The 23883-nt window shown below is 70.7% G+C and carries 23 protein-coding genes; 10 read left to right on the top strand and 13 right to left on the bottom strand.

Features of this window, described 5'->3' with window-relative positions; all coding sequences use genetic code 11:
• Positions 1–57: 57 nt before the first annotated feature.
• From secA to FJ091_09500, 5 genes are all read right to left on the bottom strand, one after another.
• Positions 58–2811 carry a preprotein translocase subunit SecA gene (gene secA, locus FJ091_09520; protein MBM4383594.1) on the bottom strand — a complete coding sequence of 918 codons (2754 nt, stop codon included), beginning with the start codon at positions 2809–2811 and terminating at the stop codon, positions 58–60.
• A 283-nt stretch (positions 2812–3094) separates the two neighbouring features.
• Entirely contained in the window at positions 3095–4066 is a 972-nt protein-coding gene (locus FJ091_09515) for a M23 family metallopeptidase (GenBank protein MBM4383593.1), read from the bottom strand.
• Positions 4063–4413 carry an FHA domain-containing protein gene (locus FJ091_09510; GenBank protein ID MBM4383592.1) on the bottom strand — a complete coding sequence of 117 codons (351 nt, stop codon included), beginning with the start codon at positions 4411–4413 and terminating at the stop codon, positions 4063–4065. The genes FJ091_09515 and FJ091_09510 overlap by 4 nt, the downstream gene beginning before the upstream one ends.
• A gap of 58 nt (positions 4414–4471) precedes the next feature.
• Positions 4472–6163: a DNA repair protein RecN gene (gene recN / locus FJ091_09505; GenBank protein ID MBM4383591.1), complete on the bottom strand. Its 1692-nt coding sequence runs from the start codon at positions 6161–6163 to the stop codon at positions 4472–4474.
• Entirely contained in the window at positions 6160–7020 is an 861-nt protein-coding gene (locus FJ091_09500; protein ID MBM4383590.1) for an NAD(+)/NADH kinase, read from the bottom strand. Before FJ091_09500 ends, recN begins: the two co-directional genes overlap by 4 nt.
• A 137-nt stretch (positions 7021–7157) precedes the next feature.
• Here FJ091_09500 and FJ091_09495 point away from each other — a divergent pair, with 137 nt between their 5' ends.
• Positions 7158–8579 (top strand): replication-associated recombination protein A, encoded by a 1422-nt coding sequence (locus FJ091_09495; GenBank protein ID MBM4383589.1) that lies wholly within the window; start codon positions 7158–7160, stop codon positions 8577–8579.
• A 7-nt stretch (positions 8580–8586) separates the two neighbouring features.
• Here the strand turns inward: FJ091_09495 and FJ091_09490 are convergent, their stop codons facing one another.
• From FJ091_09490 to FJ091_09480, 3 genes are read right to left on the bottom strand one after another with little or no spacing between them, the layout of a single operon-like run.
• Positions 8587–9144 carry a hypothetical protein gene (locus tag FJ091_09490; GenBank protein ID MBM4383588.1) on the bottom strand — a complete coding sequence of 186 codons (558 nt, stop codon included), beginning with the start codon at positions 9142–9144 and terminating at the stop codon, positions 8587–8589.
• 10 nt (positions 9145–9154) lie between these two features.
• Positions 9155–9751 carry a VOC family protein gene (locus FJ091_09485; protein MBM4383587.1) on the bottom strand — a complete coding sequence of 199 codons (597 nt, stop codon included), beginning with the start codon at positions 9749–9751 and terminating at the stop codon, positions 9155–9157.
• A 9-nt stretch (positions 9752–9760) separates the two neighbouring features.
• Positions 9761–10969 (bottom strand): phytanoyl-CoA dioxygenase family protein, encoded by a 1209-nt coding sequence (locus tag FJ091_09480; protein MBM4383586.1) that lies wholly within the window; start codon positions 10967–10969, stop codon positions 9761–9763.
• A gap of 63 nt (positions 10970–11032) precedes the next feature.
• Between FJ091_09480 and FJ091_09475 the strand changes: the two genes are divergently transcribed.
• Positions 11033–12544, top strand: a complete 1512-nt coding sequence (locus tag FJ091_09475) for a tetratricopeptide repeat protein (GenBank protein MBM4383585.1) — start codon at positions 11033–11035, stop codon at positions 12542–12544.
• A gap of 109 nt (positions 12545–12653) precedes the next feature.
• Positions 12654–13394, top strand: coding sequence for an EthD domain-containing protein (locus FJ091_09470; protein ID MBM4383584.1), 741 nt, complete (start codon positions 12654–12656; stop codon positions 13392–13394).
• Here FJ091_09470 and modA read toward each other — a convergent pair.
• The 3 genes from modA to FJ091_09455 all read right to left on the bottom strand — a co-directional run bounded on the left by modA (position 13391) and on the right by FJ091_09455 (position 16489).
• Positions 13391–14194, bottom strand: coding sequence for a molybdate ABC transporter substrate-binding protein (gene modA / locus FJ091_09465; GenBank protein ID MBM4383583.1), 804 nt, complete (start codon positions 14192–14194; stop codon positions 13391–13393). The genes FJ091_09470 and modA overlap by 4 nt on opposite strands.
• A 216-nt stretch (positions 14195–14410) precedes the next feature.
• Positions 14411–15310, bottom strand: a complete 900-nt coding sequence (locus FJ091_09460) for an LLM class F420-dependent oxidoreductase (protein ID MBM4383582.1) — start codon at positions 15308–15310, stop codon at positions 14411–14413.
• A gap of 216 nt (positions 15311–15526) precedes the next feature.
• Positions 15527–16489: a MerR family transcriptional regulator gene (locus FJ091_09455; GenBank protein ID MBM4383581.1), complete on the bottom strand. Its 963-nt coding sequence runs from the start codon at positions 16487–16489 to the stop codon at positions 15527–15529.
• Between the two features lie 100 nt (positions 16490–16589).
• Here FJ091_09455 and FJ091_09450 point away from each other — a divergent pair, with 100 nt between their 5' ends.
• From FJ091_09450 to FJ091_09420, 7 genes are all read left to right on the top strand, one after another.
• Positions 16590–17630 carry a class I SAM-dependent methyltransferase gene (locus FJ091_09450; protein ID MBM4383580.1) on the top strand — a complete coding sequence of 347 codons (1041 nt, stop codon included), beginning with the start codon at positions 16590–16592 and terminating at the stop codon, positions 17628–17630.
• Positions 17627–17815, top strand: a complete 189-nt coding sequence (locus FJ091_09445) for an FAD-dependent oxidoreductase (GenBank protein MBM4383579.1) — start codon at positions 17627–17629, stop codon at positions 17813–17815. The genes FJ091_09450 and FJ091_09445 overlap by 4 nt, the downstream gene beginning before the upstream one ends.
• A gap of 34 nt (positions 17816–17849) precedes the next feature.
• A complete protein-coding gene (gene dps, locus FJ091_09440; GenBank protein ID MBM4383578.1) occupies positions 17850–18326 on the top strand; it encodes a DNA starvation/stationary phase protection protein Dps in 477 nt (158 codons plus the stop codon).
• 343 nt (positions 18327–18669) lie between these two features.
• Complete coding sequence (locus FJ091_09435) at positions 18670–18858, top strand: hypothetical protein (protein ID MBM4383577.1); 189 nt, start codon at positions 18670–18672, stop codon at positions 18856–18858.
• Positions 18851–19012, top strand: a complete 162-nt coding sequence (locus FJ091_09430) for a hypothetical protein (protein ID MBM4383576.1) — start codon at positions 18851–18853, stop codon at positions 19010–19012. Before FJ091_09435 ends, FJ091_09430 begins: the two co-directional genes overlap by 8 nt.
• A gap of 203 nt (positions 19013–19215) precedes the next feature.
• The gene (locus FJ091_09425) at positions 19216–20613 is read left to right on the top strand and encodes an SDR family NAD(P)-dependent oxidoreductase (protein MBM4383575.1); all 1398 of its coding nucleotides are present in this window, start codon (positions 19216–19218) and stop codon (positions 20611–20613) included.
• A complete protein-coding gene (locus FJ091_09420) occupies positions 20610–21941 on the top strand; it encodes an AarF/ABC1/UbiB kinase family protein (protein ID MBM4383574.1) in 1332 nt (443 codons plus the stop codon). Before FJ091_09425 ends, FJ091_09420 begins: the two co-directional genes overlap by 4 nt.
• On the opposite strand, the gene FJ091_09415 is transcribed toward FJ091_09420, so the two are convergent.
• Together FJ091_09415 and FJ091_09410 are read right to left on the bottom strand one after the other, a co-directional pair.
• Positions 21848–22375, bottom strand: a complete 528-nt coding sequence (locus FJ091_09415; GenBank protein MBM4383573.1) for an SRPBCC family protein — start codon at positions 22373–22375, stop codon at positions 21848–21850. The genes FJ091_09420 and FJ091_09415 overlap by 94 nt on opposite strands.
• Before the next feature lie 10 nt (positions 22376–22385).
• A complete protein-coding gene (locus tag FJ091_09410; protein MBM4383572.1) occupies positions 22386–23834 on the bottom strand; it encodes an SDR family oxidoreductase in 1449 nt (482 codons plus the stop codon).
• Positions 23835–23883: the final 49 nt, after the last annotated feature.

The following is a 23883-nucleotide window of genomic DNA, read 5'->3' as shown; positions in this document are numbered from 1 at the left end:
GCCCGCGCGAGCGAGCGCGTCGACGCGAAGCGACGAGCTCGAGAGCTCGCCCCGCTCTCACGCGCCGTGGCAGCGCTTGTACTTCTTCCCGCTGCCGCACGGACACTGGTCGTTCGGCGCCGCCTTCGCGACTTCGCGCGCAGGCTGTGTGCCGCCCGGAAGACCGGGGCGCTGTCCCGCAGGCGCAGCCTGCTGCGGCGCTGCGCCGGCGGGCCGCGCGACCGGGCGCGGCGGCGGAGGCGGCGGCGGACGAAGGTGCTCGGGCTCCGGCAGCACGAGCTTGAACAGGATCTCCGCGACCTCGCGATCGACGCGCGCGTTCATCTGCTCGAACAGCGCGAAGCCCTCGCGCTGGTACTCGAGCTTCGGGTCCTTCTGCGCGTAGCCGCGCAGCGAGACGCCCTCGCGCAGGCCGTCCATGCCGTGCAGGTGATCCTTCCACTGCCGGTCGCCGACCCGTAACAACACCTCGCGCTCGTAGTCCGAGAAGTGCGGGTAGCCCACGTCCGCGTGCTGCTTCGCGAGCTCGTCGCAGCGCGCGCGCTTTTCCTCGAGATGCGCGAGCAGCTTGTCGAGCACCGCCGCGCCGAGCGCGTCGCGGCTGGCAGCGCCGGCGAGCGGAGCCACGCGCGGGTCGAAGGGCACGCCGAATTGCTTCTCGAGCGCCGCCGCGAGGCCCGACAGCTCCTCGTCGCCGGGCGCGCCCTTCTCGCCCCAATACTGCGAGACCACCTCGAACAGCGCGGCCTCGAACACCTCGACCGCCTCGTCGTGAATGTCCTCGCGCGCCAGCACCTCGCGCCGCTTCCCGTAATAAGTCTTGCGCTGCTGGTTCATCACGTTGTCGTAGTCGAGCAGGTGCTTGCGCGTGTCGAAGTTGCGCGCCTCCACCTTCTTCTGCGCGTTCTCGATGGCGCGCGTCACCATGCGATGCTCGATCGCCTCGCCCTCTTCCAGGCCGAGGCGCTCCATCCACGGCGTGATCTTGTCGCCGCCGAAGATGCGCATCAGGTTGTCGTCGAGCGCGAGGAAGAACTGCGACGAGCCGGGGTCGCCCTGGCGGCCGGCGCGACCGCGCAGCTGATTGTCGATGCGCCGGCTCTCGTGGCGCTCGGTGCCGAGGATGTGCAGACCGCCCGCGGCGATCACGGCCTCGCGCTCTTTCGCGCACTGCGCCTCGAACTCGGCGAAGAGCCGCGGGTAGTCGGGGTGATCCTTCGAGCCGCCGGACTTCGCGAGCGCGAGGAACTCGGGGTTGCCGCCCAACAAGATGTCGGTGCCGCGACCGGCCATGTTGGTGGAGATCGTCACCGCGTCCTTGCGGCCCGCCTGCGCGACGATCTCGGCCTCGCGCTCGTGCTGCTTCGCGTTCAGCACGTTGTGCTTCACGCCGTTGCGCTTGAGCCGCAGCGAGAGCCGCTCGCTGTTCTCGATCGAGATCGTGCCCACGAGAATCGGCTGACCGGTCGCGTGGCGCGTCTCGATCTCCTTCACGATCGCGTCGAACTTCTCGCGCTCGCTCTTGTAGACCACGTCGGGAAGATCCGTGCGCCGCGGCGGCCGGTTCGTCGGCACCACCAGCACGTCGAGGTTGTAGATCTTCGCGAACTCCGGAGCCTCGGTGTCCGCGGTGCCGGTCATGCCCGCGAGCTTCGAGTACATGCGGAAGTAGTTTTGGAACGTGACCGACGCGAGCGTCTGGTTCTCGCTCTGAACCTGGATGCCTTCCTTCGCCTCGACCGCTTGATGCAGGCCGTCCGACCAGCGCCGGCCCGGCATCAGCCGGCCCGTGAACTCGTCGACGATGATCACCTCGGGCTTCCCGGTCTTGCCGGGCTGCACCACGTAGTCGACGTCGCGCTTCTTGAGCGTGTGCGCCTGCAGCGCCTGATTGATCGCGTGCAGCACGCGGATCATCTGCGGGTCGTAGAGGTTCTCGATCCGCAGCATCTGCTCGACCTTCTTGATGCCCTCTTCCGTGAGCGTGGCCGAGTGGTGCTCTTCGTCGACCCAATAATCACCGGTCTCCGGAATCTCCTTTTTCAGATCGGGCTTCTGCCCCACCGCGAGGCGCGGAATCACCGCGTTCGCGACGCGATAGAGTTCGGTGTTCTCCTCGCTCGGGCCGCTGATGATGAGCGGCGTGCGCGCCTCGTCGATCAGGATCGAGTCGACCTCGTCGACGATCGCGAAGTTGAGCTCGCGCTGAACGCAGTGCGCGAGGCTCGGCTTCATGTTGTCGCGCAGGTAGTCGAAGCCGAACTCGTTGTTCGTGCCGTACGTGATGTCCGCGCCGTACGCCGCGCGGCGCTCGGCGTCGCTGAGGTCGTGAACGATGCAGCCCACGGTGAGACCGAGGAACTGGTGGATCTCGCCCATCCACTCCGAGTCGCGGCGCGCGAGGTAGTCGTTCACGGTGATGACGTGCACGCCCTTGCCGGAGAGCGCGTTCAGGTACGCAGGCAGATTCGCGACGAAGGTCTTGCCCTCGCCGGTCTTCATCTCGGCGATCTTGCCCTCGTGCAGCGCGATGCCGCCGATCAGCTGCACGTCGAAGTGGCGCTTCCCGATCGTGCGCTTCATCGCCTCGCGCACCGTCGCGAACGCCTCGGGCAAGAGCGCGTCGAGCGACTCCCCGTTCGCGTGCCGCTCCTTGTACTCCGCGGTCTTCGCGCGCAGCTCCGCGTCCGAGAGCGCCACGAACTTCGGCTCGAGCTCGTTGATTCGCGTCACGAGCGGAAGAATCCGCTTCAGCTCGCGATCATTCTTCGTCCCGATCGCGCCGACGAGTCGGCTCCAAATGCTCGCCATCGCGCGCTGCGTCCTTCAGTCCGGGTCGGGGGTAGAGACCGCGGACCATAACGGAGCAACTCGCCGCGAAGTTGAGCCACCCGCAACGACTTCCAGCCGCCAAACCGACCCGAAGCGCCACCGTGCCCTACACGAGCAAGCCGTCGAACGCTCCACCCAAGCTGGTCGGCCGAGGCCGCAAGCGAAGCGCGCAGCAAAGCGCGGAGTCCTCGGAGCGCTTTGCGAAGTAAACAAGGAGAAAAGGCGCGGGCTCAATGCCGCGACTAAGCCGACCCGCCCCGCCCTACTCGAAGATGTAGTCGCTCGGATTCACGGTCTTCCCCTGCGCCTTCACCTGATAATGAAGGTGCGGCCCCGTGCTGCCGACGCTCGCGATCCTCGTGCCGCGCTCGACGCGCTCGCCGACGCGCACGTAGATGTCCTCGGTGTGACCGTAGATCGTGCGCACCCCGAAGCCGTGATCGATCTCGACCACGCGCCCGAAGGCGCCGCGGCGGCCGGCGAACACGACGCGACCGCTCGCCGGGGAGATGATGCGCGTGCCGTAGTCGGCCGCGATGTCGATGCCCGCGTGGAACTGCTTGCGGCCCGTGAACGGCGAGGTGCGGAAGCCGTAGCCCGAGGTGACGTATCCGTTCGTCGGCCAGATCGACGGCGTCGCGGCGAGCTGCTCGCGGCGATCTTCGAGCCCCGCGACGAGCGCTTCCAGGCTCGCGCGCTGCTCGGGGAAGAGCGTGCTCAGCCTGCGCGCGCGCGTCTCGATGCGATCCAGCGCAGCGCGGAGCTCCGCTTCGGGGCTCGCAGCCGCGCTCGAGTCCTCGTGATGCTCCGCGCTGGAGGGCTGCGCGTCGATCGCGGGCTCCGCGTCGTTCGCGCCGTCGGTGTCCTCCGCGCCGCCCTGCCCGGCGTCGCTCGGAACGCGCGCCTCCTGCACGGCGTCGGGCAGATTCGCGATCACGCGAACCTTGCGCTCGAGCTCGCGCATCCCCTCGAACTGCTGCGAGAGCCCGCCGATCTCCGCCTTCAGCGCGTCGAGCTCCTCGCGCCGGCGCGTCGTGTCCGCGCGCATCTCTTCCACGTCGATCGCATCGCGGCGCAGCCGCACGTAGTCGATGCCCACACCGCCGAGCGCGACGACGAGCAGACCGCCCGCGATCGCCGCCTGCTTGAACCACGCGCGCTTGACGCGCAGCCGCCGCACCGGCGCGGTTTCTCCCGCCATCACGAGCAGCGTGAGGTCGCGCTTGTCGCTCATCGCGCCACCTGCGCCGGGAGCGTCACGCGCAGTAACAACTTCCCGATCTGAATCTGATCCCCGCTCTGCAGCACGCTGTGCTTCTGCTTCTCGCCGTTGAGCAGCGTGCCGTTCGTGCTGCCGAGGTCCTGGACGAAGAAGCCCTGTGCCGTGTCGAAGCCGATCGCGGCGTGCGCCCGGCTGATCGTGGCTTCGGCGAGCACCGCGTCGGCCCCGCGGCCGCGGCCGATCACGAACCAGTCGCGATCGATCGGCAGCTCGAGCCCTTCATAGAAGCCGCGCAGCACTTCGATCGCGGCGCCCGACGGCACCGGCGCGGACGGCTTGACGGTCGCCTCGCCTGCCATGACTTCCCCCGCTTCGCCTCAATGCATCGGCGGCAGGGGGCCCATAAGGATGGGCGCGCTAGCGGGGCGGCCGCGCGCTCTGGAGCAGCGCCCGCGCGTGCTTGCGCGTTGCGTCCGTGACCTTCTCGCCGCCCGCCATGCGCGAGACTTCGTCGACGCGCTCCGCTGCACCGAGGCGCACGACCTCGGTGACCGTGCGCCCCTTCACCTCGCGCTTGCGCACCGCAAAGTGCGCGGCCGCGTGTGCCGCGATCTGCGGCAAGTGCGTGATGCAGAGGACCTGATGGTGCTCGGCGAGCGAGCCGAGCGTTGCACCCACGCGCTCGGCGACCGCGCCGCCCACGCCAGCGTCGACCTCGTCGAACACGAGCACCATGCCCGCGCCCGCGCGCCGCAGCGTGTTCTTCAGCGCGAGGAACACGCGCGAAAGCTCGCCGCCGGAGGCGACCGCGCGCAGCGGGCGCAGCGCTTCACCGGCGTTCGCGCTGAACAGGAACTCGGTCGTCTCCGCGCCGCTCGCGCCGAAGCCTTCCGCGACCGGCGCGAGCTGCACCTCGAAGCGCGCAGCCGGCAGCGCGAGCTCGCGCATCGCGCGCTGCGCTTCCGCGGCGAGCGATTTCGCGGCCTTCACGCGCCCGGCGCTCAGCTTCGCGACTTCGCGCACGAGTGCGGTGTTCGCTGCCGCTCGCTCGCCCGCGAGCTTGCGCATGCGGTCGTCGCTCGTCGCGAGTGCGGCAAGCTCCGCCGCCGCACGCTCGCGGTGCGCGACGATCTCCTCCGCGCTGCGCCCGTACTTGCGCCGCAGCTTCTCGAGCGCGCGAATGCGCTCCTCGGTCTCGGCGAGCTGCGCCGGATCGACGTCGATGCCCGACGCGTAGTGCTCGAGCTCGCGCGCGATCTCCTGCGCTTCCGTGCGCAGCGCGAGCAGGCGCTCCGCGAGCGGCGCCAGCGTCGCGTCGAGCTTCGCGAGCGACGTGATCGCGCGCTCCGCCTCGCTCGCGAGGTCCACCGCTGCGGCGGCATCGCTCTGCGCGGGGTCACCGGTCAGGGCTGCCGCTGCGCGCGCGGCGTCTTCGCGCAGGCGCTCGGCGTGCACGAGCCGCGCGTGGTCGCGCTCGAGCGCGGCGACCTTCTCGGGATCGACCCCCACCTCGTCGATCTCCCGCACTTGGAACGCGAGGTAGTCCGCGCGGCGCGCGCGCTCGTCGGCCTCGGCTTGCAGGCGCGCGATCTCCGCATCGCGCTCGCGCAGCTCGCGCACGCCGCGTTCGACCTGCGCGCGCAGCTCTTGCAGCTCGCCGAACGCGTCCAACAGGAGCCCCTGCGCCTCGCTGCGCAGCAGCGCCTGCGAGGCGTGCTGGCTCGAGATCTCGATCTGCTCGCCGAACAGCTCCGCGAGCGTGCCAATCGGCACGAGCGCGCCGCCCACCCACGCGCGGCTGCGACCGTCCGGCGTAAGCGTGCGCCGCACGATCAGCTCGCCGCCCTCGGCTTCGAGTCCGCGCGCTTCGATCGCTGCCGCGAGTGCGGGCAGCGAGCTCGTGCGGAACACCGCCTCGACCGCGGCGTTCTCGGCGCCATCGCGCACGCTGCCCGGCTTCGGGCGCGCGCCAGCGAGCAGCGCGAGCGCCGAGAGCACGATCGACTTGCCCGCGCCCGTCTCGCCCGTGAGCACGTTGAGCCCCGCGCCGAGCTCGATCTCGAGCTCGTCCACCAGCGCGAGCGACGAGATGCGCAGCCGCTCGATCACGCGGCGCCCCAGCCGAGCTTGGTGCGCAGCACGTCGAAGCGCGAGCGGAACGGCGACGCGACGAAGTGCGCGGGATGCGAGGAGGCCGCGATCTCGATTCGATCGCCGTCGTGCAGCGCGAGGCCGAGCTGTCCGTCGACCGTGAGGTGCGCGGCGCCTTCGCGCGGATGCACGCGAATCGTCAGGTGCGTCGAGTCCGGCAGCACGAGCGGCCGCTGCGCGAGCGCGTGCGGACAGATCGGCGTGAGCACGAACACGCGCGCGCCGGGCATCAGGATGGGACCGCCCGCAGAGAGCGTGTAGGCGGTGGAGCCGGTGGGCGTCGCGACGATCAGGCCATCGCCGTGGTAGCGCGTGACCGGCACCGCATCGGCCGCGACTTCGAGGTCGATCATGCGCGAGAGATCGGTGCGCGCGATGACCGCGTCGTTGAGCGCGTGCGAGCGGAACAGCTCGCGCTCGCCGCGCAGCGCGCGCACCTCGAGGCGCATGCGCTCCACGGTGGTGTAATCGCCGCGCAGCACGCGCTCGAGGATCTCGCGCTCTTCGCTCGGCGCGAACTCGGCGAGAAATCCGAGCGTGCCGAGATTCACGCCGAGGATCGGCACTGTGCGCGCGCCGACCTCGCGCGCGACGGAGAGCAGCGTGCCGTCGCCGCCGAGCACGACGAGTAGGTCCGCCTTCTCCGCGAGAGCGCCGAGCGCCTGCCCGCCCGCGCCGAGCGAGTCCGCGAGCATCACCTCGACGCCGCGCGCCGCGAGCCACTGCGCCAACTCGCGCGCCGCGGCCTGCGCCGGCGCCGAGCGCGGCTTCGAGCACAAGCCCACGCGATGCACCGGCGAACGCAGCGACGACATGCTGCGCAGCGTGGCCGCAGCGCGCGGGCGCCGCAAGCGGCGCGCGCGGCCGATCGTTTCGGCCGGGCCGTTTTGTCCGCCCGGTCATTTTGGCCCGGCCGGAATGATCGCCCCGCGCGCGCCGGTATCGTGCCCAGATGCCGCGCGACGACACGCCCGACCTCTTCGCGCACGACGCGCCCGCACCGCGCGCCGCTGGCTCCGCGCTGGCGGGCGCATCCGCGCTCTCGCGCGCCGGCGCGCCGCTCGCGGAGCGCATGCGCCCGCGCGCGCTCGACGAGATCGCGGGGCAACCGCATCTGGTCGCGCCCGGCGCGCCGCTGCGCGCGCTGATCGGCGCGGGCACGCTGCCGTCACTCCTGCTGTGGGGCCCGCCCGGCTGCGGCAAGACCACGCTCGCGCGCCTCGTCGCGCAGGCGGCACCCGGCCGCGCGGCGCGCTTCGTCGCGCTGTCCGCAGTGACCGCGGGTGTGAAGGAAGTGCGCGAGGTGATCGCCGAGGCGGAGCGCACGCGGCGCGGCGGCGAGCGCACCGTCCTGTTCCTCGACGAGATCCATCGCTTCAACCGGGCTCAGCAGGACGCCCTGCTCCCCCACGTCGAGTCGGGCGTGATCACGCTGATCGGCGCGACCACCGAGAACCCATCGTTCGAGGTGGTCGGCCCGCTGCTCTCGCGCTGCCGCGTGTTCACGCTGCGCTCGCTCGCTGCGAGCGACCTGCTTGCGCTGCTTGAACGCGCCCTCGCGGACGCGGAGCGCGGCTACGGCGGCACGGTCGCCGCGAACGCCGACGCGCTCGCCGCGATCGCGGACGCCGCGGACGGCGACGCGCGCCGCGCGCTCGGCATGCTCGAGACGAGCGTCGCGTTCCTGCGCACGCGCACGGACGCGGAGGCCGTAACAACTCCCACGCTCACGCTCGATGTCGCGAAGCGTGCGATCGGCGAGCGCACGCTGCTGCACGACCGCGATCGCGAGGAGCACTACAACGTCGCATCGGCGTTCATCAAGAGCCTGCGCGCGAGCGATCCCGACGCGGCGCTCTACTACCTCGCGCGCATCCTCGACTCCGGCGACGACCCGCTCTTCGCCGCGCGCCGCATGATGATCTTCGCGAGCGAGGACGTCTCGAACGCGGATCCCCACGCGCTGCCGCTGGCCGTCGCATGCTTCCAGGCCGTCGACCGCCTCGGCATGCCCGAGGCGCGCATCCCCCTCGCGCAGTGCGCCGCGTATCTCGCGTGCGCGCCCAAGAGCAACGCCTCGTACCTCGCGCTCGGACGCGCGAGCGAAGCCGTCGCGAAGTTCGGCAGCGCGCCGGTGCCCATGCATCTACGCAACGCGGTCAGCGCGCTGATGAAGCGCGAGGGCTACGGCGCCGGCTACCAGTACGCGCACGACGCTCCCGACGCGTTCGTCGCCGCGCGCAACCTGCCGAGCGCGGTGAGCGGCGATCCGTTCTATCAGCCGACCGAGCTCGGGGCGGAGCGCGACATCAAGGCGCGCCTCGACGCGCTGCGTGCGAGGCGAAAGGCCGAGCGCGAGAGCGAACCGCGCTGAGGGCGCTCTACTTCTTCCGCAACAAGTGAAAGCGCATCGGCGGCCCGTCGGGCTTGCCGCCATTCCAGCCTTGCCACTCGCCGATCAGCTCGTCCGCGTTCACGAGCTGAATGCGCGCGCTGTGCATGTGGGAATCGCGGCTCGCGTCGAGGTTCGTGCCGCCGTCGAACGCGAACTCGAACACGCTCGCGTCCGCTGCCGGCGCCGTCGCGCGCATGCGCGGCTGATTGCCGCCGGCGCAGTAATGCGTGAGCGCGAGGTCGGCGCCGTCGCGGTGGTAGACGGTCGTCATCTCGTACGGCTTGCCTGGGAAGAGCACGTCGACGAGCGCGCTGCCGCCGCCCGTCAGCGTGTAGCGCGCGACGAGCTCACCCTGCTTGAAGCTCGGCGTGTCCTCCGCCGCGATCCACTCGCCCGCGAGCGCCTGCAAGCGGTCGAACGCGTGCGGCGGCGGCGCGGGCGCCTCCATGCCCGCACCCGCTTCGACATCGTGACCTTCGTGCGCGGCGCCCGGCGTCGCGAGCCCGAGCGCGAGCGCCATCGAAAGGCCCGTGAGGCTCCGCATGCTCGTCTCCTCAGTGCTCGGCGAACGCCGTGCTCATGTCCGGGGGCCCACCCGCCAGCGGCCGTAACAACTCCGCGTCGCTCGCGCCTTCGCGCCAGCGCTTCACGAGCGCGTCGGCGTCGAACAGCACGCCGATCGGATTGCGCGCGAAGGGGCCGTCCGCGAGGTACGCGTTCGTCGCCTCCACGCTCGGGAACGCGTCGACCTGCAGCTCCACCTCGTTGCGGTCGTGATCGAGGTAGTAGAACGAGAGCGAGATGCCGTGATGGATCGACGTGCTCGGGCGAATGCCCTGCTCCGCGAGGCGCACGTAGGTCGAGAGCAGGTCGCCGACGCTGGCATGCGCGAACGCGAAGTGATCGACGCCGACCGAGTTCGTGACCTTGGGCGCGAGATTCGGCCCCCGCGCGATCGCGAGGCGGTGGTGCTCCTCGTCGAAGGTGAGGAACGTGATGAACGGGTTCGCGTGCAGCGGCTCGGCCTCGAGGAACGTCTTCCACCACGCGACCATCTCGTCGTACTGATTCGTGCGCAGCACGACGTGTGCGACCTTCGCGGGCGCGATCTTGCCGCGCTCGCGGGCGGTCTGCGGAATGCGGTCGGCCATCTCGTCTCCTCAGCGGCTCGTCTGCTTCGCGACATCGAGCAAGTTCTCGATCTGTCCGTCGTCGCGGCGGTGAAGTGCGGCGTTGTAGCTCTCGCCGCGGTGCGCGCGGAACTCGGGCGGTCCGAAGCCCGTGATCGCGCTGACGCGGTAGCCCGCGAGATCGCTGCGGCGCGGCGGCGGCGCGGCGTGCATCACGTCGCCGAAGTGAACGCTCACGTCGCCGGGCCGAGCGTCGAACGAAACGCCGCGCGGCGAAGCCGACTCCGCGGGATCGATGAACGCGCCGCATGCGCGCACGTGCGAGCCCGGCAGGAAGCGCAGCTCACCGGTGTCGGCGTTCGCAGGGGTCAGGTACGTGGACACGATCACGGCGGGGCACATCAGCGCGTGGCCGCCCATGCCGCAGTCGCGGTGCCAGGGCAGATCGGAGAGGCCCTCGCGAATGCCGGGGTTCTTGAAGATCACCGTGACGCCGTTGCCTTCGCCCTTGCGCGCGACGAGCCCTTCGCGCGCGAGCGCTGCGAGGCCGCTCACGCGCGCGTCGTGTTGCAGCGATGCGAGGCGCGGCTTCGCGGCGGCGCGCGTGACGCGGCACAGCACCTCGCGCCCCGCGGCGTCCTTCGACCACCACGAGAGCTTGTCGCCGGGCCGCGCCTCGCTCGCGAGCTCGCGCGCTTCTGCGAGGAAGCCGTCGATCTCGCGCTGCGTGAACACGCCGCGCACGAGCAGGTACCCGCACGTGCGCAGGAAGTGGCGCATCGCGCCCGCGTCGTCGCCCAGGCGGAACGACCGCGCCGGGTCGAGCTTTGCGCCGCGCTCGTCGCGCAGCGTGAGCGCTTTCGCGTCGAACACCTCCATGCCCGTGTAGAGGCTGCGCAGCGCGGGCTCCCACAGCACGAACTTCAGCGCGTCGCCGCGCAGACAGCGCACGCGGTTAGCGTAGAGCAGCCCAGCAGCGGCCTCGTAGTCGTGAACGAGGCCCTGCCAGTCCTCGGCGTCGAGCTCGATCACGGTGTCGGCGCTCGCGTCGCCCGCGACCGCGCAGAGTCCACTCTCGCGCGCGGAGTACGTGAACACGGCGCCATCGCGGGTGCGCAGGGCGAGGCTGCCGAAGCCGGCGACCGCGTGCGCCGCGCGGGCGGAGCCCGCGAGCCGCGCGGGCAGGACGTCGCGGTGAAACGCGGCGAAGTCGATCGGCGCAAAGCCTGCGAGCGGCACGCGGGCCTCCTCGGCGCGCGAGGATACGCTGCCGCGGCGCGCGTGTGGGAATATGCTGGCGGTATGCGTCACCTAACACCGCTTGCGTCGGTCGGGCTCGCGCTGTGTCTCGCCGCGGCGGCGGAAGCCAAGGAGTTGTGGGAGTACCCTTGGCTCGAGGCGCGCAGCGAGCACTTCATCGTGCAGAGCGCACTCGACGAAGACAAAACCCGCGAGTTGATCGTCTCGCTCGAGCACTTCCGCGAAGTCGTACCCGGCCTCACCAGCATCCGGCGTTTCGACGAGCGCATCCCGACGAAGATCTACGTGCTCCCAAAAGCCATGCCCGCGCTCGGCTTCAAGCAAGGCGCGGTGGGCTGGTTCTTGCCGGGCATGCGCGCGAACTACGCGATGCTCCTCCCACAAGGCAAGAAGACCGACGAAGTGCTGAAGCACGAGTATCTGCACTTCTTGCTGCGCAACCAGGGCGCGCAGCTCTTCCCGCCATGGCTCGACGATGGCTTCGCAGAGCTGCTCTCGACTTTGACCGTCAGCCCGGACGGCACGTCCTTCGAGTACGGGAACTCTCTCGAGTGGCGCGCGTCGTCGCTCAACAACTCCGCGTGGCTCCCGTTTCGGGCGATCATCGAGTCACGAAATCAGCGCGAGTTCGGGCGCGACCGGATGCACATGTTCTACGCGCAGTCGTGGTTCCTGGTCCACTACCTGATGATCGGGCGGCCCGGCGCGAACAGCGTGGCGCATATCACGGAGTACCTGAAGCTCACGGAAGCGGGCACGCCGCCGGCGGAGGCCTTCGAGCGCGCCTTCGGGCTGAAGGTGTCGGCGCTGGCGCGCACACTCGTGAGCTACGCGAGGAAGGCGCAGTACTGGACGACGACGCTTCACACACCGCTTACACCAGCGAACGTGACGATCAAGCCTGCGGAGCCTGATGCCGTCACGGCCGGAATCGCGCTGACAGCGCTCATTCGCGGCGAGCGCAAGACCGCGCGCGAACTCTTCGGCGCTGCCCTCGCGCTGAACCCGAACAACGCGCTCGCGCTCGTCGGGATGGACGACATCGCGCGTGACGAATCGCGCTGGGACGAAGCTGTGAGCGGCTACGAACGCGCGATCGCGCTCGAGCCGAATGAGGCGAATCACGAGCTCGATTACGGCGAGTACTTCCTGTTCCGTGCGGTGCGAGAAAAGGAAGCTGCGAAGAGAGCGGCATTCATCACAGAAGCGCGCCGGCACTTCTTCCGGAGCTACAAGCTGAATCCCGACAACCCGGAGACGCTCCATCAGAACGGGTACACGTACCTGCTCGAAGACAGCGACCCGCAAAAGGCGGTGGATTCGCTCGAGATCGCGCACCAGCTGCTGCCCTCGCAGAAGACGATTCAGCAGCACCTCGCGCAGGCCTACGTCGCCGCGAAGCAGCCCGCCAAAGCCCGGCCGATTCTTCAGCGCCTGATCGCGTGGAGCCACTTGGAGTCGGACGACGACCTCGGGAAGCTGCTCGCCGAGGTCGAGACGCAGCTCGCGGGCGATTCGGCGCGCGGGAAGCCGCCAGCTCCGGCAAGCGAGTGACACGAGCTCAGCGACCCGCGAGGTGACGCTCACGCTCGCCGAGGGCGTGTGAGCGTGCAGAGCTGCGCGCCCGCGATCTAGCGTGCGCTTCCCACGCGGAGGCGACCGAATGCGCGCTCTCGAACCCACGCCCGGCTATCGCATGAACGTGCTGATCCGGCGCCGCCCCGGCGTCACGCGCGACGAGCTGGTCGCGAACTGGTTCGCGAATCACATGCCCGCCGTCGTGAAGTCGATGGCCGGCGCCGCGCTCGCGGGGCAACCGCACGCGCATCGCTACATCGCGACGCTGTTCGACGCGCCGGCGCAAGCTGCGCCCGCGTGGGACGGCATCGCGCAGCTGTGGTGGAAGATCAATCTGCCGAAGCCGAAGGAGCCGCACGGCACGAAGCCGGCCGACACGTTCCAGCAAAAGGCCATGCCGTACATGCCGTGGATGGTGCGCGAGCACGTCGTGATCGACGGCGCGCTCGCCGTGACCCCGAACACTCTGAACGAGCCGTTCCCGTTCACGCGCTCGGGCTTCCACAAGCTCACGTACCTGCTGAAGACGAAGCCCGGCGCCGATCGCGACGCGTTCGTGCGCCACTACCTCGAAGTCCACGCGCCTGGCTCCGTGGGCGCGCTCACGCGCGCGGGCTGCGCGCGCTACGTCGTGGCGTTCAGCGTCGATCCCGTGAACGAGGAGTTCGGCGCGCACACGGAGCTGTGGATGCCGAGCGCGGAAGCGGTCGCGAAGGCGCAGAGCGAGATGAAGCCCGACGGGATCGAGCGCTTCCTCGACGCCGAGAAGTCGCTCCTGTTCACGAGCGGGACGGAGATGGTCGGGATCCCGGGCGCCGGGCTCTAGTCCCGCTTCGCGCCGATCGGCAGGAAGCCCGCCTCCCCTAACAAGCGCTGCCCTTCGGCGGCGAGCGCAAACGCGCGGAACGCCTCGGCGCCGAGCTTCTCGCGCGGCTCGCGCACGACCGCGATCGAATAGAGCGCGGGCGTGTTCTCCTCCGCCGGGAGGTCGACGCGCTCCAGCGCGGGCTCTGCGCCGAGGAAGGTCGTCGTGTAGACGATGCCCGCATCCGCTTCGCCGCTCGCGACGCGCGCATAGACCTCGTCCGCGGTGGCGACCTCCGCCACGGGCTTCACCGCCACCTTGGCGCGCGAGAGCACCCAGCGCGCGTGGTGCCCGATCGACGCGCTCTTAGCGCCGAGCGCGACGCGCACGCCCGGGCGCGCGAGGTCGGAGACGTGCGCGATGCCCTTCGGGTTGCCCCGTGCCACGGCGATCGCGATGCGATTGCGCGCGAGCTCGGCGGGGCTGCCCACCGCGATCTGCCCCGCGCCCACCGCCCGCGACATCGCGGAGCTGTCCGCGAACGCGACCACGTCGCACGGCTCGCCCGCATTCAGCGCGGCGAGCAGCTCGGCGCTGCCCGCGAAGCGCAGCGCCACCTCCGCACCCGCGTGCTGCGCCTCGTACGCGCGTGCGATCGCCTCGAATGCGCTCCGCAGCGAGGCGGTCGCGCACACGTCGACGCGGTGCGCGCCGAGGTCAGGTGCGGACGCGGCCTCGGCCGGAGCCTCCCCAGCGGATCGCGCGTCCCCGCACGCGGAGAGCGAGAGTGAGATCAGCGCGGCCAGCCAAATGCGTCTCATTGGGGCTCCTCGGGTCTCGCTCCGAGGAGAAGCGGGGCAGCCCGCCGCACGCGCCCGGAACGACGCCGGAGTCGTGCAAGATGCGCACCGGGCGCCGCGGTATCCGCGCGCGCGTCTGCACCGCTCGACGCGAAACCAGTGCTCGACGCGCGCGAGCCCTTCAGCGAGGTGGAGCGCATGGAGCACCGCTCGCGATGAGTCACAGCGGGACCGCGCTCAGCGGCCGAGATGCGTCTCGCCGAACGCGGCGATGAAGTCGAGCACGGCTTCGCGCGGCGCCGAGCGGAGCGTGACGATCAGCCAGGTCGCGCCGATCTCGGCGAGGTGCGCGAAGGCTTCGCGGTGGCGGTCCCCATCGGCGAGAGACTTCGCGACATCGGCCACGCTGTACGGGAGCGCCAGATCGAGCGTGGCGCCGCGCTGCGCCGCGGCCCCTCGCAACGCATGCATCGTGGCCGCGATGTCGCCGTGCGATCCGGCGTTAGCGGTGCGCGCGGTCTTGAACAGCTCTGCGGGGCCGACGAGCGGCATCCAGCCTTGGCAGCGCTCGGCGACGCGGCGCAGCGTCGCCTTCGAGTTGCCGCCGAGCCAGATCGGAATCGGCTGCTGCGCGGGCTTCGGCAACACCTGCACGTCGCGCGCGCTGAAGCGCTTGCCCTGATAACTGAAGGGTTCGCCGCGCCACGAGAGCGGCAGGATGTCGAGCGCTTCGTCGAAGCTGGCGTTGCGCTCATCGAAGTCGGCGCCGAGCGCGGCGAACTCGCCCTTCAAGTAGCCAGCGCCGGCGCCCAAGATGAAGCGCCCATTCGAGAGGCGATCGACGGTCGCCGCGGACTTCGCGAGGAGCAGCGGGTTTCGGTACGGGACGACCGTCAGGTACGTGAGGAGCCGAATGCGCGTCGTCACCGTGGCGGCGCCGCCGAGCGCGACGAACGGATCGAGAGCCTGGTGCCCGCCAGCCGCGAGCCACCGCGCACCCGGCGCAGGATGCTCGGTGAACGCGAGGCCGCCGAAGCCCGCGCGCTCCGCGGCGACTGCGATCTCGGCGACGCTGCCCGCATCGAGCATGTCGCCGCCCGCGCCATGGAAGTCGGGGTACTGGAGCATGAACTGCATCGCGTTCTCCGCAGCGAGTGAGATGGCTCGGTGATCGCGCACCGCGCCGGGGCACAACATGCGCCGCAACTTCGCCCAAGGCACTGTGCTGCGGCTCGGGCGCCACGCTCGGCGCTCGAAGTCGGTCGTCTTTGTGGCGGACGGGACTCGAAACACGCGCGTGGTGAGCGCGACCCTCGTTTGGATCCGCCTCTGCGGCGCGGCCATCGCGGCCGACTAGCCGCGCAGGGGGGGCTTGCTGCGCGTGGCCTTGGCGGAGCGCGCGCCCTTGCGGACGACACGAACTGCGCGTGGCTCGTGGAGGCGGCGTACCTGCCGCTCGAGATCTTCGAGGGTCGCGAGCAGCGTCACCCCTGGCGGCAGCTCGAGATTCGATGCGGCCGCGCCACCGAGCCAGATCTCGGTCGCGCGTGGAATCGCGGACCTCGTCTCCGCGAGATCACGCCCCGTCGCCTTGCTCGCGTGCGTCACGGCGAGGACGAGCGCGCTCGCGCTCGCAAGCTCGGCCGCCTTCGCCAGCTCGGTCGGCGGCAGCTCTACTCCGAGATACAACGGGCTCGCACCCTCGCCCATCGCGACGAGCGCCGAGATCAGGAGTCCCAGCTCGTGACGCTCACTCGGCAGCGTCGCGAAGAGTACGAGTGGCGCGCCGGCCGCACGCGGGGCCGGGCGCAGCGCCGCACCCAACAGCGAGCGCAGCTGGGCTGACGCCATGTGCTCGGCCGCGACGCACAGCTTGCCCTCGAACCAGCGTGTGCCGACTGCGCCGAGCAGCGGCAGCGCGAACTCGCGCGCGAAGCGAACCGGACCGAGCGAGAGCAGCTGATCCGCGATGACTCGCTCGGCGAGGCCAGCGTCAAGGGCCTCGATCGCCGCGATGGCGCGCGCGAGCGGCTCTGCGGGCTGCGCGGGGGTCGCGGCGCTCGCCCGTGCGAGCGCGGCCAGCGTCGGGTCGTCGAGGCTCACGAGCGAGCCGATGCGGTGGCCCGCCTCGACGCCCGCGCGCAGCAGCTGAAGGCGCTCCACGTCCGCCGGCCGGTAGCGCCGCGTGCCCTTCGGCGTGCGCAGCGGCGCGATTGCTCCGTAGCGCCGCTCCCAAACCCGAACGACGTGCGGCGAGAGACCGGTGATGCGGCAGACCGCACCGAGGGCGTAGGTGGCTTCGTTCCTCGCGGGCATCTCGCCTCCTCTCTGGGCTCGAGAGACTGTCTAGATTTAATATTGACAGAATCCGAGGCGGCGGCAAACGTCCAACTGGTTTCCGCGAGGACCCCACAACATGCTCGGTTTATCGCTCGCCGAACGCGGGCATCTTCCGGACTTCGTCGTCCGCGCGGGCATCCGTTCGCTGCTCCGCGAGCGCCTGCGCGAAATCGAAGCCGCCGACTGTGAGCGCGAGAGCGAGCGCCATCAGGCGTTTCTCGCGGACGCGCGCCGTTCCCCGGTCGCGCTCGCGACGGACGCGGCGAACCGCCAGCACTACGAGGTTCCCGCGGCCTTCTTCGAGCTCGTGCTCGGCCCTCACCTCAAGTACAGCTGTGCACATTGGGGCGAGACCACGCAGGATCTCGCAGACGCCGAGCGCGCCATGCTCGCGCTCACGGCCGAGCGCGCGCAGCTGCGCGACGGGCAGCGCGTGCTCGACCTCGGCTGCGGCTGGGGCTCGTTCGCGCTCTGGTGCGCGAGCCACTTCCGCGGCTCCCACGTGCTCGCCGTGTCGAACTCGAAGGGCCAAGCGGAGTTCATCCGGCGGCGCGCCGACCGCGAAGGCCTGCGCAATCTCGAAGTCGTCACCGAAGACGTGAACCGCTTCGAGGCGGAGGGCCGCTTCGATCGCGTCGTCTCGATCGAGATGTTCGAGCACGTGCGCAACCACGGCGCCCTGCTCGCCCGCATCGCGCGCTGGCTCGCACCCGACGGCCTGCTCTTCGTCCACCACTTCGCCCACCGCAGCGCCGCGTATCCGTACGAGACCGAGGGCGAAGCCAACTGGATGGGCCGCCACTTCTTCACGGGCGGCATGATGCCTTCCGACGACTGGCTGCTCGCGTTTCAGGACGACCTCGCGGTGCGCCGGCGCTGGCGCGTGAGCGGGACGCACTACCGCAAGACCAGCGACGCCTGGCTCGCCGAGCTCGATCGCAACGCCCGCAAGGCGTTGCCGATCCTCCGCGAGACGTACGGCGCGGGGAACGAACGGCTCTGGCTGCAGCGCTGGCGGCTCTTCTTCCTCGGCTGCTCGGAGCTGTTCGGCTACCGCGACGGCCAGGAGTGGTGGGTATCCCACGTGCTGATGGGCCCGCGCGAGGCGACGCGATGAAGATCGCGATCGTCGGCGCAGGGATCACGGGGCTCGCGTGCGCCCACCGATTGGGCCCGCATCACGACGTCACGCTGTTCGAGGCCGCGCGGCAGCTCGGGGGTCACGCGAGCACGTGCGCGAGATCGTGCGCTTCGAGCGCGACGCGCGCGCGCCGCTCGCGCCCCTGCGTCGAAGCACGCTGATTACGGCTTGCGCCCGAACGAAGAGGAGATCGTCATGTACCAGAGCCCGATCCCGTTTCCCGAGAAAGACCGCGAGCAGGTCGCTGCCGCATTACACGCCTGCGTGCTCGACGGCCTCGACCTGCACGGCCAGCTGAAGGTCGCGCATTGGAACGTGAAGGGTCCGCACTTCGCGGCCCTCCATCCGCTGTTCGAGCAGTTCGCGCTCGGGCTCGCCGCGCACAACGACGCGCTCGCCGAGCGGGCAGTGGCACTCGGCGCGCAGATCCACGGCACCGCGCGCTGCGTCGCGCGCTCCTCTCGACTGCCCGAGTACCCGCACACCGCGAGCCGCGATCTCGTCCACGTGAAGCTGCTCGCCGAGCGCTTCGAGCAGCACGCGGCGGGGCTGCGCAGCGCCCGCGGGGTCACCCTCGAGCTCGGCGACGACGACACCACGGACCTACTCACCGCCGCGGTGCTCGAGCTGGAGAAGAACGCCTGGTTCTTGCGCGCGATGCTCACGGAGTGAGCTCGCAGCGCGACTCGCGTTCTGCGTTCAAAGGCAACGAGCAGTCGCCACCGAGCAAGCCCCGTGTGGTTTGCAGGCCATCGACGGTCTGGCGCAAGCACTGGGCGCGAAGCTCGCCTCAAACCAGCCCCCTTGGTGAAGGGATCGACTTGGTCCTCTGGCCTGGCCCTGGCCCCTGCCGAGCCTGTCGAGCAGCCCAAATTTTGTCTATAAAAAATATAGACAACAAGCCGTTCTTCCGTTATCCATATGGACAGCTCGGGAGCGACCGCATCGTGCGGCCGAGAGCTCGAGACAAAAAAGGACGACAACAATGGCCAATTCGCGAGCTCGGGGAGACGAGATGGTCTCCGTCGACAAGACCCTCGTTACGACGAAGGCGTGGTTCTTCGGCGCCGCAGGGCTTTCCTTCCTGCTCTCGGTCTACTTCTACTTCACCGGTGACCACGATCGCGGGATCTTCGTCGGCGTCTGGGTGCCGTCGATCTTGTCTGCGGGGAGCTTGCTGCTCGGAGGACTCCGAAATGACTGACTCGGACCTCTTCGCTTGGGGCTGCGGAGTTCTGTTCATGGCCTTCGGCGGCGCCTACACGTTCGTGCGTGAGCGCTTCCTCGACGGCTCACCGCGCGCTGAGACGGCCGCCGAGACTTCGGAACAGGCTCCGTCGAGCGCAAGACCCCGCTGACGCGACCCGCGGAGCGCGCGCGCCCGCGAGCTTCCGCCCACCCAGGAGATTCCATGAGAACTTCGCTTCGACTCGCCGCCCTCTCGCTCGCGCGCGCAGAAGGTGGCGAGCTCGCGCTCGCCGAGCTGTGGCGGGAGCGCAAGGTCGTGATCGCCTGGGTGCGCCACTTCGGTTGAATGTTCTGCCGCGAACAAGTCGCGCAGTTGCGCGACAAGCTTCCCGAGATCCGCGCCGCAGGCGGCGACCTCGCCATCATCGGCAATGGCACCGCGGAATTTGCCCGCGCATTCCGCGAAGACATCGGCTTGCCGGACGACGTCGTGCTGCTCGTCGACCCCGGGCTGCGCTCGTATCGCGCGGCGGGCATGCGGCGCGGCCGCAGCGAGCTGCTCTCGCCGCGCCTCGCGACGAACGCGTTGCGCGCGCTGCGCGGCGGCTACCGGCAAGGCGCCGTGCAGGGCGACCCGTTCCAGCTCGGAGGCGTGCTGGTAGTGCGCCAGGATGGGTCGCTCACGCTGCGCCACGTTTCGCGCGAAGCGGGCGACCACGCAGCGACGGAGGACATCCTCGCCGCGCTCGCGCCCGACGCGCCCGCGCTGCGAGAGGAAAGCTCACCCTCGCCGCGCGTGGTTCGTGCCGCGAACGCGCTCTCGCGCGTGCTCGATCCCACGATCTTGTTCTCGTTCGACCGCACCGGCTTCGCGCGCCACGCGCTCGGCTTCGATCCCGATGACCTCGACCGCGACCTGAGCGGGAAGCGCGCCGTAGTCACGGGCGCGAACTCCGGCATCGGCTTCGAGACGGCGCTCGCGCTCGCGGATCTCGGCGCGGAGGTCGTGCTCGCGTGCCGCAACGAGGAACGCGGGATCGCCGCGCGCGACGCCATCCGCGAACGCACGGGCAGCCGCAAGATCTCGCTCGAGGTGCTCGACGTGTCGGACCTCGCCGCCGTGCGCGCAGTCGCGCCGCGCCTCGCGGCGCAGCGCCTCGACATCCTCGTCCACAACGCGGGCGTGCTCCCCGACGAGCGCGGCGAATCGCGCGACGGCTTCGAGCTCACCTTCGCGACGCACGTCGCGGGTCCGCAGCTGCTGACCCAGTTGTTACGGCCGGCGCTCGAGCGCTCGGACGACGCGCGGCTGATCTGGGTTTCGTCGGGCGGGATGTACACGCGCAAGCTCGACCTGAACGATCCGCAGTGGACGAAGCGCGCCTACGACGGCGGGCTCGCGTATGCGGAGACCAAGCGCATGCAGGTCGCGCTCGCGGAGCAGTGGGCACGCAAGCTCGCGAAGACGAGCGTCTGCTCCGTCTCGATGCACCCCGGCTGGGCGGACACGCCGGCGGTCGCGTCTTCGCTGCCGCGCTTCCGGCGCGTGACGGAGGCGCTGCTGCGAACACCCGCGGAGGGTGCGGACACGATCGTCTGGCTTGCCGCCGCGCCGCGCGAGAAGCTCGAAGAAGGCGCGTTCTACTTCGATCGCAAACGCCGCAGCGAGCACTTCTTGCCGTGGACGCGCGAGAGCGCGCGCGAGCGCGCAGCCCTGTGGCGCTACGTGGAGAAGGCGATCGCGGGCGGCGCCGAGGACCGCGCGGCGTGAGCGCCGCTCCGCCCCGCCGGCGCTCGCGCGTGCCGCGCAGCGCGCTCGAGCGCGTGAGCCGCGTCGGCGTGCTCGCGGGCGAGCTCGCGCTCGGGGGCGTGCTCGAACAGGCGCGGCGGCTGGTGGGCCGCCGCGAAAACGCGGCGTGGAGCGCACTGCTCACCCCGGCGAACGGGCGGCGCCTCGCCGAGCGGCTCGCGCACCTGCGCGGCGCGGCGATGAAGCTCGGGCAGCTGCTCTCGCTCGAAGGAGACGAGTTCCTGCCGCCCGAGTTCGCGGAAGCGATCGCGGCGCTGCGCGCCGATGGCGACGCGATGCCGGAGACGCAGCTGCTGCGCGTACTCGAGAAAGAGTGGAAACGCGAGTGGCGCACGCGCGTCGCGTCGTTCGACCTCGAGCCCGTGGCTGCCGCGTCGATCGGTCAGGTTCACCGCGCGACGGCGCTCGACGGCGCAGCGCTCGCCGTGAAGATCCAGTTTCCCGGCGTGGCCGACAGCATCGACAGCGACATCGACGCGCTCGTGCGCGCGCTGCGCTGGTCGCAGCTGCTGCCGCGAGACGTCGACCTCGCCGCGCTCGCCACGGAGGCGAAGCGGCAGCTCCACCGCGAGGCGGACTACCGCCTCGAAGCGAAACACCTCGCGCGCTACGCGGAGCTGCTCGCGGACGAGCCCAGGCTCGCGGTGCCGCGCCCGCGTCCCGAGCTCACCACGCGCCGTGTGCTTGCGATGGAGTACTTGCCCGGAGCTCCGCTCGAGGAGCTGTGCGCTCCAGAACAACCGCAGGCCGCACGCGACGCCGTCGGCACGGCGCTCTACCGCTTGTTACTGCGCGAGGTGTTCTCGCTGCGCTTCGTGCAGAGCGATCCGAACTTCGCGAACTACTTGTGGCTGTCGGAGTCGCAGCGCCTCGGCCTGATCGATCTCGGCGCGGCGCATCCCGTCTCGAAGCGCCTCGCGGACGGCTACGCGCTCCTGCTGCGCTCGGCGATGCGCGGCGACCGCGAGGGCATGCGCCACTTCGCGACGAGTCTCGGCTTCGTCGCAGATGGCGACGGCGAGCGTCGGCTCGAGGCGGTGGTCGACCTTCTCGAAGCGAGCTGCGAGCCGTTCGCGGCGCGCGGCGTCTACGACTTCGGACGTTCGTCGCTCGCCGAACGCCTGCGCAACGCCGCGCTCTCGCTCGCGTTCGACGCCGGTCATCGGCGGCCGCCGCCGCCCGAGACGCTCTTCCTTCAGCGCAAGTTCGCGGGGACGTTCTTGCTGTGCGCCCGGCTGCGTGCGCGCATTCCGCTGCGCAACCTCGCGGAAGCCGCCCTCGGCGCCTGAGCCGGCGCCGAGAGCGCGCGCCGCATTCCCTCCACGGAGCGCGCGCCGCTGCGCTGGAACCAGGCATCGAGCAGCGGATCGAGCGCGCGAGCGAGTCCGGACAACTCGATGCGCGCGTCGTAGGTGACGCGCACGCCCTCGCCGCGCGGTGCGAGCGTGATCTCGTCGAGCGACGTGAGCGCGCCTTGCTGCGCGCGCAGCACGATGCGATGCGGGCGCTCCGCAACGACGAGCTCGTACTCGAGCGCGCTCTCGACGCCGAGCACGCGCACCACCACCTCGAAGCGCGCGCCTTCGGCGACGGCGCCGCGCGTCAGGCGGCGCGCGCGCACGACGCTCGGATCCCAGCGCTCGGTCGTCGAGAAATCCGCGAGCGCGTCGAACGCGGCATCGCACGTGAGGGGCAGATCGATCGTCGCGAGATAGCGGGCCATGGGCGTCTCCTCAGTTACGGCTCGCGAGCGCATGCGCGGCGACGCCGCGCAGCATGTCGCGAAACACGAAGGCGTGAGCGGGATAGATCGAGAACCAGTACGCGAGGCCCGCGACGCCGCGCGGGTCGAAGCTCGCGACCTGGCGCAGCCGCGCACCGCTCGGCGCCGGCTCCACCTCGAAATCGAGCCAAGCGCGGCCGGGCAGCTTCATCTCCGCGCGAAGGCGCAGGCGCCGACCGGGCTCCAGCGCTTCCACGCGCCAGCAGTCGACGACGTCGCCCACGTGCAGCCGCGTGGGGTGCGCGCGCCCGCGGCGCAGGCCGACGCCGCCCGCGATCAGATCGAGTGCGCCGCGCAGCCGCCACAGCCAGTCGTACGCGTACCAGCCCGCCGCACCGCCGATGCGCTCGACCGCAGCGAACACCTGCTCCGGCGCTGCCGGAACGAACAGCTCCCGCGCGTCGATCAGCCGACGGCCGAAGTCGGCGCCACCGAACCGGCGGGGCGAGATCGCGGAAGACGAGAGCGCATCCGTCCAGCGCGTCTCCGCGTGCTCGCTGTCTTCGTTTGCGAGCGCCTCGGCGATCGCCTCGGAGACGCTGCGCGGCGCGATGCCGAACACTTCCTGGCACGGGCGGTTCACGACCGTGGCGGTGCGGATGCTCTCGATCAGGTGGCGTCCCACGCGCGCGAAAACCGGCGTCACCAGGCCGAGCCACAGCGCAGAGAGCCCCGGCGTGAGGACCGGCACGCGGAGCATCCAGCGCGAGAGGCCGCGCTGGCGCGCGTATTCGCGCATCAGCCCCTGATAACTCGTGCGCTCCGCGCCGCCGATCTCGTACACGCCCGGCGCCACGTCGCGCGCGCGCACGAGGATCTCGAGCAGGTCCGTGATCGCGATCGGCTGCGCCGGCGTCTCGACCCAGCGCGGCGTGACCATCACGGGCAGCCGCTCCACGAGCGAGCGCACGAGCTCGAACGAGAGGCTGCCCGAGCCGAGCACGATCGAAGCGCGCAGCTCCACACATGGCACGCCGCTCTCGCGCAGGATGCGGCCCACTTCGAGACGGCTGCGCAGATGGGGCGAGAGCGGCGCGCTCTCGTCCGCGAGGCCGCCGAGGTAGACGATCCTCCCCACCCCGGCGGCGCGCGCACCGCGGGCGAACGCCTCGGCGGCGGCGCGGTCGCGCGCCTCGAACTCCGCGCCAAGGCCCATCGAGTGGACCATGTAGTAGGCCACGCTCACTCCGCGGCAGGCGCGCTCGACCGCGGCGGCATCGAGACAATCGCCGCCCTCGATCTCGACGCCCGCCGGCACGCGCCCCGCGAGCGCCGCGGGGCGCCGCGTGAAGCAGCGCACGCGGTCGCCCCGCTCGGCGAGCACGCGCAGCAGGCGCCCGCCGACGTAGCCGGTGGCGCCGGTCAGCAGAATCAATCGAGATTGGGCTTGCTCGGGCATGAATACGTGTCTAGTTTTTATCTAGACAAAACGCAACCCCCAACCGAAA

It is taken from the genome of Deltaproteobacteria bacterium, assembly GCA_016875395.1.
In the GTDB taxonomy this organism is placed as follows: Bacteria; Myxococcota_A; UBA9160; order UBA9160; family UBA6930; genus VGRF01.
This window is presented reverse-complemented; position numbering and strand designations above follow the sequence as displayed.

Excerpts from the sequence above, each read along its gene's own strand:
- secA (MBM4383594.1), bottom strand. The coding sequence starts at position 2,811 with ATGGCGAGCATTTGGAGCCGACTCGTCGGCGCGATCGGGACGAAGAAT.
- FJ091_09515 (MBM4383593.1), bottom strand. The coding sequence starts at position 4,066 with ATGAGCGACAAGCGCGACCTCACGCTGCTCGTGATGGCGGGAGAAACC.
- FJ091_09510 (MBM4383592.1), bottom strand. The coding sequence starts at position 4,413 with ATGGCAGGCGAGGCGACCGTCAAGCCGTCCGCGCCGGTGCCGTCGGGC.
- FJ091_09500 (MBM4383590.1), bottom strand. The coding sequence starts at position 7,020 with ATGTCGTCGCTGCGTTCGCCGGTGCATCGCGTGGGCTTGTGCTCGAAG.
- FJ091_09495 (MBM4383589.1), top strand. The coding sequence starts at position 7,158 with ATGCCGCGCGACGACACGCCCGACCTCTTCGCGCACGACGCGCCCGCA.
- FJ091_09490 (MBM4383588.1), bottom strand. The coding sequence starts at position 9,144 with ATGCGGAGCCTCACGGGCCTTTCGATGGCGCTCGCGCTCGGGCTCGCG.
- FJ091_09485 (MBM4383587.1), bottom strand. The coding sequence starts at position 9,751 with ATGGCCGACCGCATTCCGCAGACCGCCCGCGAGCGCGGCAAGATCGCG.
- FJ091_09475 (MBM4383585.1), top strand. The coding sequence starts at position 11,033 with ATGCGTCACCTAACACCGCTTGCGTCGGTCGGGCTCGCGCTGTGTCTC.
- FJ091_09470 (MBM4383584.1), top strand. The coding sequence starts at position 12,654 with ATGCGCGCTCTCGAACCCACGCCCGGCTATCGCATGAACGTGCTGATC.
- modA (MBM4383583.1), bottom strand. The coding sequence starts at position 14,194 with ATGAGACGCATTTGGCTGGCCGCGCTGATCTCACTCTCGCTCTCCGCG.
- FJ091_09460 (MBM4383582.1), bottom strand. The coding sequence starts at position 15,310 with ATGCAGTTCATGCTCCAGTACCCCGACTTCCATGGCGCGGGCGGCGAC.
- FJ091_09455 (MBM4383581.1), bottom strand. The coding sequence starts at position 16,489 with ATGCCCGCGAGGAACGAAGCCACCTACGCCCTCGGTGCGGTCTGCCGC.
- FJ091_09450 (MBM4383580.1), top strand. The coding sequence starts at position 16,590 with ATGCTCGGTTTATCGCTCGCCGAACGCGGGCATCTTCCGGACTTCGTC.
- FJ091_09445 (MBM4383579.1), top strand. The coding sequence starts at position 17,627 with ATGAAGATCGCGATCGTCGGCGCAGGGATCACGGGGCTCGCGTGCGCC.
- dps (MBM4383578.1), top strand. The coding sequence starts at position 17,850 with ATGTACCAGAGCCCGATCCCGTTTCCCGAGAAAGACCGCGAGCAGGTC.
- FJ091_09435 (MBM4383577.1), top strand. The coding sequence starts at position 18,670 with ATGGTCTCCGTCGACAAGACCCTCGTTACGACGAAGGCGTGGTTCTTC.
- FJ091_09430 (MBM4383576.1), top strand. The coding sequence starts at position 18,851 with ATGACTGACTCGGACCTCTTCGCTTGGGGCTGCGGAGTTCTGTTCATG.
- FJ091_09415 (MBM4383573.1), bottom strand. The coding sequence starts at position 22,375 with ATGGCCCGCTATCTCGCGACGATCGATCTGCCCCTCACGTGCGATGCC.
- FJ091_09410 (MBM4383572.1), bottom strand. The coding sequence starts at position 23,834 with ATGCCCGAGCAAGCCCAATCTCGATTGATTCTGCTGACCGGCGCCACC.